15 protein-coding genes are annotated in these 14429 nt (G+C 65.9%); 1 reads left to right on the top strand and 14 read right to left on the bottom strand.

The annotated features are described in order from the left end of the window. Window position 1 precedes the first annotated feature (1 nt). The 13 genes from HBF25_RS14875 to fliN all read right to left on the bottom strand — a co-directional run bounded on the left by HBF25_RS14875 (window position 2) and on the right by fliN (window position 12088). Window positions 2-2059 (bottom strand): chemotaxis protein CheA, encoded by a 2058-nt coding sequence (locus HBF25_RS14875; protein ID WP_166949752.1) that lies wholly within the window; start codon window positions 2057-2059, stop codon window positions 2-4. A gap of 7 nt (window positions 2060-2066) precedes the next feature. Then, entirely contained in the window at window positions 2067-2708 is a 642-nt protein-coding gene (locus tag HBF25_RS14870; protein ID WP_166949750.1) for a protein phosphatase CheZ, read from the bottom strand. Window positions 2709-2717: 9 nt separating this feature from the next. Further along, complete coding sequence (gene cheY, locus HBF25_RS14865; protein ID WP_166949748.1) at window positions 2718-3119, bottom strand: chemotaxis response regulator CheY; 402 nt, start codon at window positions 3117-3119, stop codon at window positions 2718-2720. A 59-nt stretch (window positions 3120-3178) separates the two neighbouring features. After that, on the bottom strand, window positions 3179-3910 hold the full coding sequence (locus HBF25_RS14860; RefSeq protein WP_166949746.1) for an RNA polymerase sigma factor FliA: 732 nt from the start codon (window positions 3908-3910) through the stop codon (window positions 3179-3181). Continuing rightward, window positions 3907-4782 carry a MinD/ParA family protein gene (locus tag HBF25_RS14855; RefSeq protein ID WP_166949744.1) on the bottom strand — a complete coding sequence of 292 codons (876 nt, stop codon included), beginning with the start codon at window positions 4780-4782 and terminating at the stop codon, window positions 3907-3909. The genes HBF25_RS14860 and HBF25_RS14855 overlap by 4 nt, the downstream gene beginning before the upstream one ends. A gap of 68 nt (window positions 4783-4850) precedes the next feature. Further along, entirely contained in the window at window positions 4851-6200 is a 1350-nt protein-coding gene (flhF, locus tag HBF25_RS14850; RefSeq protein ID WP_166949742.1) for a flagellar biosynthesis GTPase FlhF, read from the bottom strand. Between the two features lie 96 nt (window positions 6201-6296). After that, window positions 6297-8402 (bottom strand): flagellar biosynthesis protein FlhA, encoded by a 2106-nt coding sequence (flhA, locus tag HBF25_RS14845; RefSeq protein ID WP_166949740.1) that lies wholly within the window; start codon window positions 8400-8402, stop codon window positions 6297-6299. Between the two features lie 4 nt (window positions 8403-8406). Then, entirely contained in the window at window positions 8407-9552 is a 1146-nt protein-coding gene (gene flhB, locus HBF25_RS14840; protein WP_166949738.1) for a flagellar biosynthesis protein FlhB, read from the bottom strand. A gap of 5 nt (window positions 9553-9557) precedes the next feature. After that, window positions 9558-10325: a flagellar biosynthetic protein FliR gene (gene fliR / locus HBF25_RS14835; RefSeq protein ID WP_243853254.1), complete on the bottom strand. Its 768-nt coding sequence runs from the start codon at window positions 10323-10325 to the stop codon at window positions 9558-9560. After that, window positions 10325-10594 carry a flagellar biosynthesis protein FliQ gene (gene fliQ / locus HBF25_RS14830; RefSeq protein ID WP_166949736.1) on the bottom strand — a complete coding sequence of 90 codons (270 nt, stop codon included), beginning with the start codon at window positions 10592-10594 and terminating at the stop codon, window positions 10325-10327. Before fliQ ends, fliR begins: the two co-directional genes overlap by 1 nt. After that, entirely contained in the window at window positions 10591-11334 is a 744-nt protein-coding gene (fliP, locus tag HBF25_RS14825) for a flagellar type III secretion system pore protein FliP (protein WP_166949734.1), read from the bottom strand. Before fliP ends, fliQ begins: the two co-directional genes overlap by 4 nt. Next, window positions 11331-11741 (bottom strand): flagellar biosynthetic protein FliO, encoded by a 411-nt coding sequence (gene fliO, locus HBF25_RS14820; protein ID WP_243853253.1) that lies wholly within the window; start codon window positions 11739-11741, stop codon window positions 11331-11333. The genes fliP and fliO overlap by 4 nt, the downstream gene beginning before the upstream one ends. 5 nt (window positions 11742-11746) lie before the next feature. Further along, a complete protein-coding gene (gene fliN / locus HBF25_RS14815; RefSeq protein ID WP_425483496.1) occupies window positions 11747-12088 on the bottom strand; it encodes a flagellar motor switch protein FliN in 342 nt (113 codons plus the stop codon). 274 nt (window positions 12089-12362) lie between these two features. Here fliN and HBF25_RS14810 point away from each other — a divergent pair, with 274 nt between their 5' ends. Continuing rightward, window positions 12363-13289, top strand: coding sequence for a 2OG-Fe(II) oxygenase (locus HBF25_RS14810; protein ID WP_166949732.1), 927 nt, complete (start codon window positions 12363-12365; stop codon window positions 13287-13289). Window positions 13290-13401: 112 nt separating this feature from the next. On the opposite strand, the gene fliM is transcribed toward HBF25_RS14810, so the two are convergent. Then, window positions 13402-14418, bottom strand: coding sequence for a flagellar motor switch protein FliM (gene fliM / locus HBF25_RS14805; RefSeq protein ID WP_166949730.1), 1017 nt, complete (start codon window positions 14416-14418; stop codon window positions 13402-13404). Window positions 14419-14429: the final 11 nt, after the last annotated feature.

Genomic DNA, 14429 nt, shown 5'->3' with positions numbered 1-14429 from the left:
GTCAGACAGCCATCCTTAGTGTTGGCAGCACCTGTCCGCTGTCATCGGCCAGCCCCGCCAGGTCGAGCACGAGCGAAATACGGCCGTCGCCGGTGATGGTGGCACCCGCCACGCCCGGCACATCCTTAAGGAACGGACCAAGCGGCTTGGCCATGACGTCTTCGCGGCCCAGCACTTCGTCGACGAGGCAGCCCAGCACCTGATGACCGATCTGCACCACTACGACATGACCGCCCTGCCCTTCGGTGCCGGCCCAGCGGCCGAGGTCGGCCAGGGGCAGCGCGCGACCGCGATGGTTGGCGACGATGCGGCCGTCGAGCTTCTGCACCTGTCCGTCCGCCAGCTCAAACACTTCGGCGACATTGGACATGGGCAGCGACAACAGGCGATGCCCAACGCGCACCATGAGCACACGCAGGATCGCCAGGGTCAGCGGCACCGAAAGACGCACCGTGCTGCCATGGCCTACGCGCGAGTCGATGGACAGCGTGCCGCCCAGTTCCACGATCTTGGTGCGGACCACGTCCATGCCCACGCCGCGACCGGAGATGTCGGACACCTCGCTGGCCGTGGAGAAGCCGGGGCGGAACACGATCTCGTAGCATTCGCGTTCTTCCAGGCGCGCGGCCTGCTCGGCATCCATCAGGCCCTTTTCGACGGCCTTGCGGCGCAGGACTTCGGGATCCATGCCCTTGCCGTCATCGGTCACCGTGATGACGATGCGGTCGCCGTACTGACCGGCGGCCAGGCGCACGGTGCCCGAGCGCGGCTTGCCCGCACGGGCGCGCACGTCCGGCATCTCGATGCCGTGGTCCACGGAGTTGCGCAGCAGATGCACCAGCGGGTCGGCCAGCGCCTCCACCACGGTGCGATCGATGTCGGTCTCCTCGCCCTCGGTCACCAGTTCGATCTCCTTGCCCAACTGGCGGGCGAGGTCGCGAACGATGCGCGGGAAGCGCGAGAACAGCTTGCCCACCGGCTGCATGCGCATGCGCAGCACGGCGTTCTGGAGATCTTCGGCCACGCGTTCCAGCTCGCCGATGGCACGTTCCATCGGATCGTTGGTGCCGCGCGGCGCAAGGTTGGTCAGGCGGTTGCGCACCAGCACGAGTTCGCCGGCCGCATCCACGAGGTTGTCGAGGCGATGCGTATCGACGCGTACGGTTGTGTCGGCGGTGGAGGCCGTGCGCTTTTCGGAGGCGGCCCTGGCAGGTGCTGCTTCGCCAGCCGCAACGACAGGTGCCATGGGCGAGGCCGCCTGCACGGGAGCCGGAACCGGCACAGGTGCTGCCACGGGCACCGGTTCTGGCGCCACGGCACTGTTCGCGCCCGGCGCGGCCGTACCGTGCAGGGAATCGAGCAGGGCTTCGAATTCGTCGTCGCTGATGGCGTTGCTGTCCGCGACAGGCGCGGCCGCTTCCACCACGGGTACGGCTGCGCCTGCATCGGCACCGGGAGCCCCCGTGCCATAGAGCGAATCGAGCAGGGCCTCGAATTCGTCGTCGCTGATCGTGCCCGACGCAGCCGGTGCCGGCGCACGGTCGGCGCGCGCGGCATCGAGCATCGCCTCGAATTCGTCTTCGATGGGATCGTGCGGCTTCGGCACGGCCACGCTTGCCGCAACGACCGATGCAGTCACCGGCTGCGCGAGCGCGGCCGGGGGTGCGGAGGCCACGCGGCCGGGAATCACCAGGCGATCCAGCAGCGAACGCGGCGCGGCCTCGATGGGCACGCCGCCGTCGGCGGCGCGCATCATGTCGTTGAGGAGATCCAGCGATTCCAGCAACGCATCCATGAAGCCGGCATCGAGCACGATGGCACCGTTGCGCGCCTCGTTGAGGAGATCCTCCGCGCGATGGCAAAGCTCCACCATGGCGTGCAGGCCGAGAAAACCTGCACCGCCCTTCACGGTGTGAAACGCACGGAACACCGCGTTCAGCAGATCGACGTCACCGGGCGAGGACTCAAGGTCCACGAGCTGTTCGCCCAGGCTCTCAAGCAGTTCACGCGCCTCGATCAGGAAGACGTTGAGCAGCTCGTTGTCCAGCTCCACGCTCATGGCGCGCTCAGAAACCGAATTCGCTGAGCAGACGATCCACTTCGTCCTGGCTGACCTTGTCCGCCGCCGGAGCCGCACCGCCCGCCAGCGAACCGGTAAGGCGCACCAGCTCCACCAGCGAGGATTCGACCTTGGCCATGAAGGCTTCGACGCGGGCCACGCGCTGGCCGGAGAGATCCTGCCAGGACTGCGCCTCGACCATCTCGCCCAGGCCGATGTCGGCGCTCTGCGCGAAGTCGCCCACGCGAACGGCCAGCGCACGGGCGCTGGAAGCGAACGACGGGTCGGTCGGGTCGAGCACCAGCACTTCGTCGGCCTGCCTGGCCAGCGACTGGGCCTGCGGACGCAGCTTTTCGCTGAAATCGAGCGTGCGATGGGCAGCCTGCGAACTCATTTCGAGCACATCGAGCAGGTGCTTGCGCGCGTCGCTCATGTTGCCCGGGTTGCCGTCGTGCGAGATGTCGGCGGCGAGACGGCGGGCCGACTCGTGCAGGTCGCGCGCGAGGTGGCCCAGGGCGAGAAACAGGTGCTGTTCGCGGCTGCGGATCAGGCGATCGAGCGCCTGCTCAACGGCGGCCGGATCATCGGCCTCAAGCAGGTCACGCAGTTCGGGAGCGACCTCTTGGCCGGCGGAAATCGTGGAGTTCATGCGGTGTCCTTAGCCTGCCGCCGCGGCGAGGCGTTCGAAGATCTTGTCGAGTTTTTCCTTCAGCGTGACCGCAGTGAACGGCTTGACCACATAGCCGTTCACGCCGCTCTGTGCGGCGGCGATGATCTGGTCGCGATTGTTCTCCGCCGTGACCATCAGCACCGGCATCGCCTTGAGGGCGGCATCGGCACGGATGGCGCGAAGCAGCTCGATACCGGTCATGTTCGGCATGTTCCAGTCGGTGACCACGAGGTCGAACGACTGCGAACGCAGCAGCGCCAGCGCGGCGTTGCCATCTTCGGCTTCCTGGATCAGGCCGTTGGTGAAGCCCAGTTCCACCAGCAGGTTCCTGACGATGCGCCGCATGGTGGAGAAATCGTCCACCACGAGGATTTTCATGTTCTTGTCCAAAACGTCTCTCCGCCTGTACCTGCGCGTTTCTTACCCGGCGACGGCACCCCCGGATGCCGTCAATGCTTTTCTTTCCAACCCGACATGCGAGCGCGGAGGCGGATCAGGGCCTGGCCATGGATCTGGCACACCCGCGATTCGCTTACACCCAGCACCGCACCGATTTCCTTCAGGTTGAGCTCTTCATCGTAGTACAGCGACATCACCAGCTTTTCGCGCTCGGGCAGGCCGTCGATGGACTGCGCCAGCGCATCGCGCATGCCATCCTGCTCGAAGGTGCCTTCCGGTCCGGCAGCATCCGGATCGGCGACGTCGATGGCTGCGCCCTCGTCGCCTTCGGGCGCCGTCAGGCTCAGCAAACGCGCGCTCGCCGCGTCGGCCAGGATCTGGTTGTACTCCATGGCGTCGATGCCCAGCCGCTTCATCACTTCCGCGTCGTCGGCGTCGCCACCCGTCTCGTTTTCGATCTGCCTCGTTACCTCCGCTACCTCGCGCAACTTCCGGTGGACGGAGCGCGGGGTCCAGTCCGTCTTGCGCAGTTCGTCCAGCATGGCGCCACGTATGCGGATGCCCGCATAGGTTTCGAAGCTGGCCGCGCGAGTCGGCGAATAATTTCTTGCGGCTTCAAGCAAACCGATCATCCCGGCCTGCATGAGGTCGTTCGCGTCCACGCTCGGCGGCAGCCTGCCCATCAGGTGATAGGCGATACGGCGTACCAGCGGCGCATGGGTCTTTACCAGTTGGTCCGCGGGAACACGAGTAATTTCAAGGTATTCGCTCGCCACGCTCACAACGGCAGCCCTCCTCCCAAGTGGGAACGTTCGGCAAAGAAGCCAATGCGTCCCTGTGCCCGGGTTTCGGGTTCACCCCATGTATCGACCGACCTGGCCAGATTCTTGAATCCGACCGCGGAACGGCTGCTCGGCCAGGCATCCACCACCGCCGACTGGCGGCGGATGGCCTGCCGCAGGTACTCGTCGTGCGGCACCATGCCCATGAAGTCGAGCGATACGTCGAGGAACCTGCCGGTCACCCGGGACAGCTTCTCGTACAGCGCCTTGCCCTCCTGGGCATGGCGCACCATGTTGGCGACGATGCGGAAGCGATGCACCGCAAACTCGCGCGAGAGCACCTTGATCAGCGCGTAGGCGTCGGTCAGGGAGGCCGGCTCGTCGCAGACCACGATCACCACCTCGTCGGAGGCGGCGGCGAACATCGACACGCTGTCGGAGATGCCGGCGGCGGTGTCGACGATGAGGTATTCGGGGGCCAGCGGGTATTCGTCGAACGCGCGGATCACCGCGGCGTGCTCGATATTGGGCAGCTGGGCCATGCGCCGGGTGCCCGAGGTGGCCGGAATCACCTTCAACCCGTGTGCGGCTTCCAGCACCAGATCCTCGATGCGGCAGGCGCCTTCGAGCATGTGGCCCAGGTGGCGCACCGGTTGCAGGCCCAGCAGCACGTCGATGTTGGCCATGCCCAGGTCGGCGTCGAGCAGCAGCACGTCACGGCCGCCCATCGCCAGGGCCATGCCGAGGTTGACCGCCACCGTGGTCTTGCCCACGCCACCCTTGCCTCCCGCGATCGCGATGCTGCGGGTAGGACGACGGTCGGACAGCCATTCGAGTCCGGCAGCCTGGGTGTTGTCGACGTGTGTGCTCATGAAGGATTTCGCTGCCGGGGAAGAGTATGCGTTTGCAGATGCCGAGGTCACGGGTCGGGTCGTCCTGATCATGCCAGCGCCGTCGCCGGCATGCCGAACCGATCGGCAAGTATGGCGTCGTCGGGCTCTTCTGTGCGCTGTTTCACCCTTTGGGCGGCAAGACAGACCAGTTTGCGTGCATCCGCCGAGGCGATGTCCTCGGGGACACGCTGGCCATCGGTGGTGTAATCCAGCGGCAGGCCATGGCGGATCACGGCCGAGAGCACGCCGCCAACCAGCGGCGCCTCGTCGAGCTTGGTGAGGATGGCGCTCTGCGGCCCCAGCGGCGCATAGGCGCGGATGGCGTCGTCGATGGCCTGGGACTGCGCGTTGGCGGCCAGCACCAGGCAGGTGCGCACATCAGCCATGGCGCGCAGGGTATCGAACTGCTGTTGCAGGCGCGGGTCGTTGCCGGCCAGGCCGGCCGTATCCACCAGCACGGTGTGCTTGCCACGCAGCTGGAGCAGTGCGTTGCGCAGGCTGGTGGCGTCGTTGGCGTTGAACACCCGCACGCCGAGCAGGCGGGCATAGTGCTCCAGCTGGGCGCCGGCGCCGATGCGGTACTGGTCGGTGCTGATCAGCGCCACGCGCGAAGCGCCGTGGCGCATCACGGCGCGGGCGGCCAGCTTGGCGATGGTGGTGGTCTTGCCCACGCCGGTGGTGCCCACCAGCGCGGTGACACCGCCACCCACCGTGTCGAAGTTACGGCCGGTGGTGCGCACGTTGCGCGACAGCAGGCCCAGCGGCAGGTAGCGTGCCTGCTCCACGGTCATGTCGGCGGGCAGCTCGGCGCACAGGGCACGCGCCACGTCGCCGTCGATGCCCAGGCGGGTCATCTCGCGCAGCACGCGGGCATGCAGGGGCTGCTGGCGATCCATCTGGTTCCAGGCCAGGGCGGACAGCTGCACTTCGAGCATTTCGCGCAGATGGTTGATCTCGGCGCGCATGCCGGTGACGGCGATGTCGTTCTGCGGGTTCACCGTGGCGGCACGCACCACGTCGGCGACGCTGGCGGCCAGCGCGGCGCTGGACTGCCGCTGCGGGGCGGCGCTGTTCGGGTTTTTCACGGCACGCTCGACCACGGCGGCCGTCGCGGCGCGGGCCTGGTCGAGGCGGGCGGAGCGCTCGCTGTCGCGGTCCTCGCGGATCGCACGGATCGGCGACGGCGCCTGGGCCTGCCTGGCGGCCTTCTCTTCGACGTTGTCGAAGGCGAAACCGGCTTCGCGAACCAGCGCCTCGTCATAGTCGAGCGCGGCGATGATCTCGATGCCGTCGTCCATGCGACGCGTGGACAGGATCACGGCATCCGGGCCCTGCTCGTCCCGTACCTGGCGCATGGCCTGGCGCATGTCGGGAGCAACGAATCGTTTGATTTTCATGCGTTCGATCCTGTCTTACGTCGCGGTGCCCAGGTTCGAGGACACCACCATGTTCGTTCCGTCCGGCCGGCGAATCGGCGAACGGTGTCTCAATGCTCAGCGCCCGAGGGCCGTCACCAGCTTGACGCGGCGGTTGTCCGGCACCTCGTTATAGGCAAGCACATGCAGGTTTTGGGCCACATGTCGCGTAAAGCGGGCCAGCCAGGGACGCAATGCAGGAGAAACCAGCAACACGGCCGGTTCGCCGGCCGCTTCCTGGCGGCGGGTGGCATCGGCGACGCTCTGCTGGAGGCGATCGGCCAGTCCCGGTTCCACCGCCGCACCCGCCGGGCCACCGCCCTGCAACGACTGCAACAGGATCTGCTCCAGGTCCGGCGCCAAAGTAATGACGGGCACTTCGGTACCCAGGCCGGCGATCTCCTGCACGATCTGGCGACCCAGCGTCACGCGCACGGCGGCGGCAAGCACGCCCGGGTCCTGGCTCTGGCCGGCATGCTCGGCCAGCGATTCCACGATGCCGCGGAAGTTACGGATGGGCACGCGCTCGGCCAGCAGGTTCTGCAACACCTTCACGATGGCACCCAGCGACAGGCGCTTGGGCACCAGGTCTTCCACCAGCTTCGGCGTCTGCTGGGCCAGGCGGTCCAGCAACTGCTGCACGTCCTGGTGACCGATGAGTTCGTGGGCGTGGTTCTGAAGGATGTGCGACAGGTGGGTGGCGATCACCGTGGCCGGGTCCACCACCGTGTAGCCGAGGGTCTGGGCGTGCTCGCGCAGGCCCGGCTCGATCCACACGGCATCCAGGCCGAAGGCCGGATCGCGCGTGGCGATACCGTTCACCGTGCCGTGCACGCGACCCGGATCGATCGCGAGCATGCGCTCGGTGTGGATCTCCGCTTCACCCATCGGCACGCCCATCAGCGAGATGCGATAAGCATGCGGCGCGAGGTCGAGGTTGTCGCGGATATGCACCGAGGGCACGAGGAAACCCAGCTCCTGCGACAGCTTGCGGCGCACGGATTTGATCCGCGCCATCAGCTCGCCGCCCTGCGCCTTGTCCACCAGCGGAATGAGGCGGTAACCCACTTCCAGGCCGATGGTGTCCACCTGGGCCACGTCTTCCCACGACAGCTCGGTACGCTCGGCCGGCGGCGCCGCTTCCAGCGCCAGCTCGGTGCCGGGCGCGGAGGCGGGAGTCGAACCCGCGGCACCGCCCTGCTGGTTGAGGTGCAGCTTCCATGCGCCGAAGCCAGCGGCGGCGGCGAGAATGAGAAACGGGATATTCGGCATGCCCGGAATCAGGCCCATCGTGCCGAGCACGGCGGCCGCCACGCCCAGCGCCTTGGGCTGGCCGAACAGCTGGCCCATCACCTGCTTGCCCATCTCCTGCGACTTGGACACGCGGGTGACGATCACCGCCGTGGCGATGGAGAGCATCAGGCCCGGCACCTGGGCCACGAGGCCGTCGCCGATGGTCAGCAGCGTATAGGTGCGCGCAGCCTCGGAAGCCGACAGACCGTGCTGGAGCATGCCGATGAAGAAGCCGCCGATGATGTTGATGGCGAGGATCAGGATGCCGGCCGACGCATCGCCGCGTACGAACTTGGAGGCACCGTCCATTGAACCGTAGAAGTCGGCTTCCTCGCGCACTTCCTGGCGGCGCTCGCGCGCCTGCTCCTGCGTCAACAGACCGGCGTTGAGATCGGCATCGATCGCCATCTGCTTGCCGGGCATGGAGTCGAGGGTGAAGCGTGCGGTCACTTCGGACACGCGGGTGGCGCCCTTGGTCACCACCACGAAGTTGATGATGGTGAGGATCGCGAACACCACGAAGCCCACTGCGAAGTTGCCACCAATGACGAACTCGCCGAAGGCCTCGATCACCTTGCCGGCGGCACCGGGGCCGTTATGACCATGCAGCAGCACCACACGGGTGGAAGCAATGTTCAGCGCCAGGCGCAACAAGGTGGCGAACAGCACCACGGTGGGAAACGAGGCCAGCTCCAGCGGCCGCATCACGTACATGGTGGCCAGCAGGATCACCAGCGACAACGCGATGTTGAAGGTGAACAGCAAGTCCAGCATGAACGGGGGCAACGGCAGCATCATCATGCCGAGCATGATCAGCATCGCCACCGGCGCCGCGACGCCGCGGCGGCCGATCTGGCGGAAGGTGCCCATGAGGTTCGTGGAGGCTGCCATGTCTTCAGTTATCCATGCGGTAAGGACCGAGCAGTTCCGGATCGATGTCCTGCGTCGGCAGATCGGGCGGGAGATCACCCATGGCAATCGCCTGCTTCAACCGGAACACGTAGGCCAGGATCTGGGCCACGGCCACGTACAGCGCCGCGGGGATTTCACGTCCGATTTCCGTCGTGTGATACAAGGCTCGTGCCAACGGCGGGGCTTCCACCACCGGAACCTTCGCACCGCCACCGATCTCGCGGATCTGCTGGGCGATCACGTCCACGCCCTTGGCCACCACGCGTGGCGCTCCCATGCGGTTTTCGTCGTATTTGAGGGCTACCGCGAAGTGCGTCGGGTTGGCGATGATCACGTCGGCCGTGGGCACGTCCTGCATCATCCGGCGGCGCGCCATCTGCTGCTGCACCTGACGGATTTTTGACTTCAGCTCCGGCGAGCCTTCGCTCTCCTTGTGCTCGTCCTTGACCTCCTGCTTGGTCATTTTCATCTTCGTGGTGAAGCTGTACTTCTGCCATGGCGCATCCACCAGCGCGATCACGCCCAGAGCGCAGGCAAAAACCAGCGAGGCATGGCCGAAGATGCCGAAGGCCTTGGCAATGCCTTCGCTGACCGGACCACTGCCTACCGAGAACATGTCCAGCGTGCTGCGGCGCAGGAACCACACCAGTGCGCCGCCGATCAGCAACAGCTTCAGCACGGACTTGCCCAGTTCCACCAGGCCATTCACGGAAACCAGGCGCCCGAAGCCCTTGATCGGGTCCAGGCGGTCGAACTTCGGCACCAGGGCCTGCATCGAGAAGTTGAGTCCGCCCATCAGGGCCGGTGCCGCGATGGAGGCCACCATGGTCACCACGAACACAGGGCCGAGCAGCTTCAGCCCTTCCAGCGCCGCCGTGGCAAGCGCATGGCGCAGGCCGTCGGGCCCCAGCAGGTCGTCGCGGTGGTAACGCAGGCCTACATGCATGATGTTGGCGGCGTGCTCGGCCATCTTCTCGCGCGAGGCGATAAGCGTTGCCACGCCGGAGAGCACCACCACCGCCGTGGAAAGATCGCGCGAACGCGGCAGCTCGCCCTTCTCGCGGGCTTCGCGAAGGCGTTTTTCGCTGGGCGATTCGGTGCGGTCTTCCTTGTCGGACTGCTCGCTCATCGCGACTACCTCCCGATAAGGCCGCGCATGGTTTCCCACGCGGCGGTCTGCAGGGAGTCGAACGCGCTCGGCAGGCCACGCAGGGCCAGCCACACGGCGACCATGCCCAGGCAGATGGTGATGGGAAAGCCCACGGCGAACAGGTTCATCGACGGTGCCGAACGGCTGATGGCGCCGAAGCCGAGGTTGACGACAAGCACGGCGGTGAGTGCCGGCAGGGCCACGCGCACCGCGCCCCCGAACAGGTGGGTGGCGAAGCTCAGCACCACCCACAGGCCATCGGCACCGATGCCCTGTTCGCCCACGGGCAGGCTGCGGAAGCTTTCCGCGAGCAGGTCGATCAGTTGCAGGTGGCCGTTCATCACGAGGAACAGCAGGGTCACCATCATCGTGTAGAACTGGCTGAGCACAGGCGTGCTGCCGCCGACGCCCGGGTTGACCACTTCGGCGAAGCCCAGGCTCATCGCCTGGGACACGAACTGGCCACCGAACGATACGGCCTCGAACACCAGCTTCAGCACGAAACCGATCGCGGCACCGATGATGATCTGCTGCGCCAGCGTGGCCACGCCTGCCGCCGACAGCGGACGGATATCCAGCGGCGCCAGCGGTGCGAGCACGACGGTAAGCAGCACGGTGAGGCCGATGCGGATCTGCGCCGGAATCGTGGTGGCGCCAAGGACAGGAGCCACCAGCATCAGGCCGGAGACGCGCGCCATCGCCCAGCAGGCGCTGCCCACCCACGCCTCGATCTGGCCGATGTCGAACGGCATCAGCGCACCGCCTGGGGCAGCGATTCGATGAGCGTGCGGGTGAACTGCACCAGGGTGCGCAGCATCCACGGACCGGTGATGATCATCACCAGCGACATCGCGATCAGCTTGGGAATGAAGCTCAGGGTCTGCTCGTTGATCTGCGTGGCGGCCTGCACCATGCCGATGATCAGGCCCACCGCCAGCGCGGTGAGCAGCAGGGGCGCGCCGACCAGCATGGCGATGTGCAGCGCCTGCTGGCCGAAGCCGATGACCGATTCGGGCGTCATGGGTAGAAGCTTCCGGCCAGCGTGCCCAGCAGCAGGGTCCACCCGTCCACCAGCACGAAGAGCATGATCTTGAACGGCAGCGAGATGATCATCGGCGAGACCATCATCATGCCCATCGACATCAGCACCGATGCCACCACCAGGTCGATGATGAGGAACGGGATGAACAGCAGGAAGCCCATCTGGAAGGCGGTCTTCAGCTCGCTGGTGACGAAGGCCGGCAGCGCCACGCGATACGGCACGGATTCACGATCGGCATAGGGCTCGTCACCGGCCAGCTTCGTGAAGAGCTGCAGGTCCGGCTCGCGGGTCTGTTCCAGCATGAAGTGATGGAACGGCGCAGCCGCCAGCGGCACGGCTTCCTGCACGGTCATCCTGCCGTCCATGTACGGCTTGATGCCCGCGTCGTAGGCGTTGTTGAGCACCGGCGACATCACGAACAACGTGAGGAACAGCGACAGGCCGATGATCACCTGGTTCGGCGGCGTGCTGTTGGTGCCCAGCGCCTGGCGCAGAAACCCCAGCACGATGACGATGCGGGTGAACGAGGTCATCATCAGCAGGATGGCCGGCAGGACGGTAAGCACCGTCATCAGCGCCAGCATCTGGATCGACAGCGACCACTGCTGGCCGCCATTGGCGCCCGGTGCCACGTTCACCAGCGGAATGCCCTGCGGATCAGCGGCAAATGACACCGCCGGCGCCAGCAGGAACAGGAAAAAGACCAGCCAGCGCTTCATGGGCGCTTCCACTGGGCAAGCACGTCACGGAAACCACGGATCACCGGTGCCTGCGGCGGCACGGCATCTTCGGCCACGGGCGTATCGAGCACGTGCAGCGTGCGCAGGCCACCACCCGGCGACGCACCCACCAGCAACTGCTTGCCACCGACTTCGATCAACATGACCCGGTCCTTGACGCCGACCGGCATCGATTCGACGACGCGGATCTTCCGGCCACCCGGGCGGATCCGCACCTGCGCGCGCCGGCTGAGCCAGCCCACGAAGAAGATGAGCGCCACGACACCCAGCAGGCTGATCAGCACGCGGACCAGTTCCGCGCCCGAATCCACCGCCGGAGCGGCGACCGGGGCCGCCATCAGGGCACAGGGAAGGAAGCCGCCAAGGACGGCAACGATGCGACGCATGGGGATCACCGCAGCTTGCGGACGCGCTCGGCCGGGCTGATCACGTCAGTCAGCCGGATACCGAACTTCTCGTTGATCACCACGACCTCGCCATGAGCGACGAGGGTGCCGTTGACGAACACGTCGAGCGGCTCGCCGGCAGCGCGGTCGAGTTCCACGACGGAGCCCTGGTTGAGCTGGAGCAGGTTGCGGATGCTGATCTTGGTACGGCCCACTTCCATCGCCATGGTGACCGGCACGTCGAGGATGACGTCGAGGTTCACCTCGTTGCCGAGGCCGCCCAGCGTGGCGGTAGCGTCGGCGTCGGCGCCTTCCTGGTTTTCGGGGCTCAAGGTGGGTTCGTTCATGTCCGTTCCGATGACGTTGCGTGGATACGCCGGACATAAAGCAAGCCGCGTGCCATACGGCCGTCACCGCGCGGGGGGTCAATTTTTCCTTGCTTGCCGACCACTTGGCGAAGTGGCTGCATGCCGGCCTTCACGGATTCGCCAGAAAGCTGACGCTCGACGGCAGTTAGTCGCCATGACGGTCAACTGTCACCGCCACGTCGGAACGCCAATACAGAGACGCGAACGATTTCACGACATAGAATGCGTGCCTGGTTAAACCGCTCTCAGACTCATGGACGAACGAACCGCCTCCACCATCATCAACCCCGACGTACTCTCTGCGGTGAACGGGCTTCAGGCGGCCTTCCGCTCGGCCGACCCGTTCCCCCACGTGGTTATCGACAACTTTCTGGACGACAGCTTCGCCAGGGAACTACTGGCCGCATTCCCGTCATTCGAGCGTGGCAATTACATCGGCGACGATGGGAAGCCCGGGGCAAAATCCACGCTCGACAAGGTTCGCTCGCTCGGCCCTGCCTACGAGCGTCTGGATGATGCAATCAAGAGCCCCGGATTCCTCGAAGCCATCGGCCGTATAACGGGTATCGATGGTCTTCTCTACGACCCCTGGTACCTCGGTGGCGGCACGCACGACAACCGCAACGGAGCCAGTCTCGATCCGCACGTCGATTTCAACTTCCACCCGAGCGAGCGCTGGCACCGCCGGCTCAACCTCATCGTGTACCTCAATCCGGAGTGGGACGCGGCATGGGGTGGCAACCTCGAACTGTTCCGCGATCCCTATACGCAGGCCACGCCCACCCAGGCCGTGACGCCGGTGTTCAACCGCTGCGTGATCTTCGAGACCTCGGAGCGTTCGTGGCACGCCTTCGACCAGATCGCGTTCCCGGCCCGCCATGCGGAGCTGAGCCGTCGCTCGGTGGCGCTTTATTTCTATACGAAAGACCGTCCTGAAGAAGAAACGGCCGACCGGCACACGACTTACTACGTCAAGCGCCAGCTGCCAGACCACCTGGCCGAAGGCCACACGCTGAGCGCGGCCGATGTGGACGTCATCCGCGGCCTCATCGCCCAGCGCGACGGCCACATCCGCCTGCTCTATGACGAGAACACATCGCTGCTGAAGGCGCAGGACAAGGGCTTCGGCGGGCACCTGCTTTACCTGGCCAAGCGCGCGTACGTCCGCATCCGCCGCTGAACCAGGTCACACCGCTTTTGTAGGAGCGCGCCTTGCGCGCGACCGCTTTACGAAATGCTGTCGCGCGCAAGGCGCGCTCCTACAAAAGCCGGTCGTGCATATCTCGCGCGGGTCAGGCCGGGTCGGTCATCGGCTCGATGGGCAAGGCCGCCGGGCGCTGGGTGCTACGGCGCATCAGCGTCTCGAAGCGCACCGCCTTGTTGCCGCTGGCGTTGGCCATGCGGCCACGGAAGATCGGCACGTCCTCCGCGAACACCGTCGCGAGATCCGGCAGGTTGATGGGAATCACGTCGCCCTTGCGCAGGTGCAGGAAGTCACCGATGGTGAGCCTGGCCTCCGCCAGCAGCGAGGTCACCTCGACCTCCGCATCGAGGATTTCCTCGTGCAGGCTCTGGATCCAGCGATCGTCACGCTCCGCCCGGTCGCTCTGCACGCCGGCATCGAGCAGTTCGCGGATCGGCTCCACCATCGAGTAGGGCAGCGTCAGGTGCACTTCGCCACCACCGCCATCCAGCTCGATGTGGAAGCGCGACACCACCACCGTCTCGGTCGGGCTCACGATATTGGCGAACTGCGGATTGATCTCCGAGTTCATGAATTCGAACTGCATCTTCAGCACCGGCGCCCAGGCCTCGCACATGGCGGCGAAGGCTTCCTGGAGCACGATCTGGATGACGCGGTTCTCGGTGGGCGTAAAATCGCGACCCTCGATGCGGGCGTGGTAACGACCGTCGCCTCCGAAGAAGTTGTCGATCACGGTGAACACCAGGCGCGGCTCGAACACCATCAGCGCGGTGCCGCGCAGTGGCTTGATACGCACGAGGTTCAGGTTGCTCGGCACGGCCAGCGAGTGCACGTACTCGTTGAACTTGGTCATCTTCACGCCAAGCACCGACACCTCGCATGACTTGCGCAGCACGCCGAACAGGTTGGTGCGGAAGTAACGCGCGAAGCGGTCGTTGACCATTTCCAGCGTCGGCAGGCGGCCGCGGACGATGCGATCCTGCTGGGTGAAGTCGTAGTCCATCACGCCGCCGGGTGGCGGAAGATCGATATCGGTATCCACCGACCCGCCTTCCACGCCTGCGAGCAGGGCATCGATTTCTTCCTGGGTAAGGATGTCGCTCATCGCCGCGGCTT

Origin of the sequence: Luteibacter anthropi, assembly GCF_011759365.1 — a bacterium.
Taxonomy (GTDB): Bacteria; Pseudomonadota; Gammaproteobacteria; order Xanthomonadales; family Rhodanobacteraceae; genus Luteibacter; species Luteibacter anthropi.
The sequence above is the reverse complement of the archived record's forward strand: the minus strand, read 5'-3'. Positions and strand labels throughout refer to the sequence as shown.

Excerpts from the sequence above, each read along its gene's own strand:
- HBF25_RS14875 (WP_166949752.1), bottom strand. The coding sequence starts at position 2,059 with ATGAGCGTGGAGCTGGACAACGAGCTGCTCAACGTCTTCCTGATCGAG.
- HBF25_RS14870 (WP_166949750.1), bottom strand. The coding sequence starts at position 2,708 with ATGAACTCCACGATTTCCGCCGGCCAAGAGGTCGCTCCCGAACTGCGT.
- HBF25_RS14855 (WP_166949744.1), bottom strand. The coding sequence starts at position 4,782 with ATGAGCACACACGTCGACAACACCCAGGCTGCCGGACTCGAATGGCTG.
- flhF (WP_166949742.1), bottom strand. The coding sequence starts at position 6,200 with ATGAAAATCAAACGATTCGTTGCTCCCGACATGCGCCAGGCCATGCGC.
- flhA (WP_166949740.1), bottom strand. The coding sequence starts at position 8,402 with ATGGCAGCCTCCACGAACCTCATGGGCACCTTCCGCCAGATCGGCCGC.
- flhB (WP_166949738.1), bottom strand. The coding sequence starts at position 9,552 with ATGAGCGAGCAGTCCGACAAGGAAGACCGCACCGAATCGCCCAGCGAA.
- fliR (WP_243853254.1), bottom strand. The coding sequence starts at position 10,325 with ATGCCGTTCGACATCGGCCAGATCGAGGCGTGGGTGGGCAGCGCCTGC.
- fliQ (WP_166949736.1), bottom strand. The coding sequence starts at position 10,594 with ATGACGCCCGAATCGGTCATCGGCTTCGGCCAGCAGGCGCTGCACATC.
- fliP (WP_166949734.1), bottom strand. The coding sequence starts at position 11,334 with ATGAAGCGCTGGCTGGTCTTTTTCCTGTTCCTGCTGGCGCCGGCGGTG.
- fliO (WP_243853253.1), bottom strand. The coding sequence starts at position 11,741 with ATGCGTCGCATCGTTGCCGTCCTTGGCGGCTTCCTTCCCTGTGCCCTG.
- fliN (WP_425483496.1), bottom strand. The coding sequence starts at position 12,088 with ATGAACGAACCCACCTTGAGCCCCGAAAACCAGGAAGGCGCCGACGCC.
- HBF25_RS14810 (WP_166949732.1), top strand. The coding sequence starts at position 12,363 with ATGGACGAACGAACCGCCTCCACCATCATCAACCCCGACGTACTCTCT.
- fliM (WP_166949730.1), bottom strand. The coding sequence starts at position 14,418 with ATGAGCGACATCCTTACCCAGGAAGAAATCGATGCCCTGCTCGCAGGC.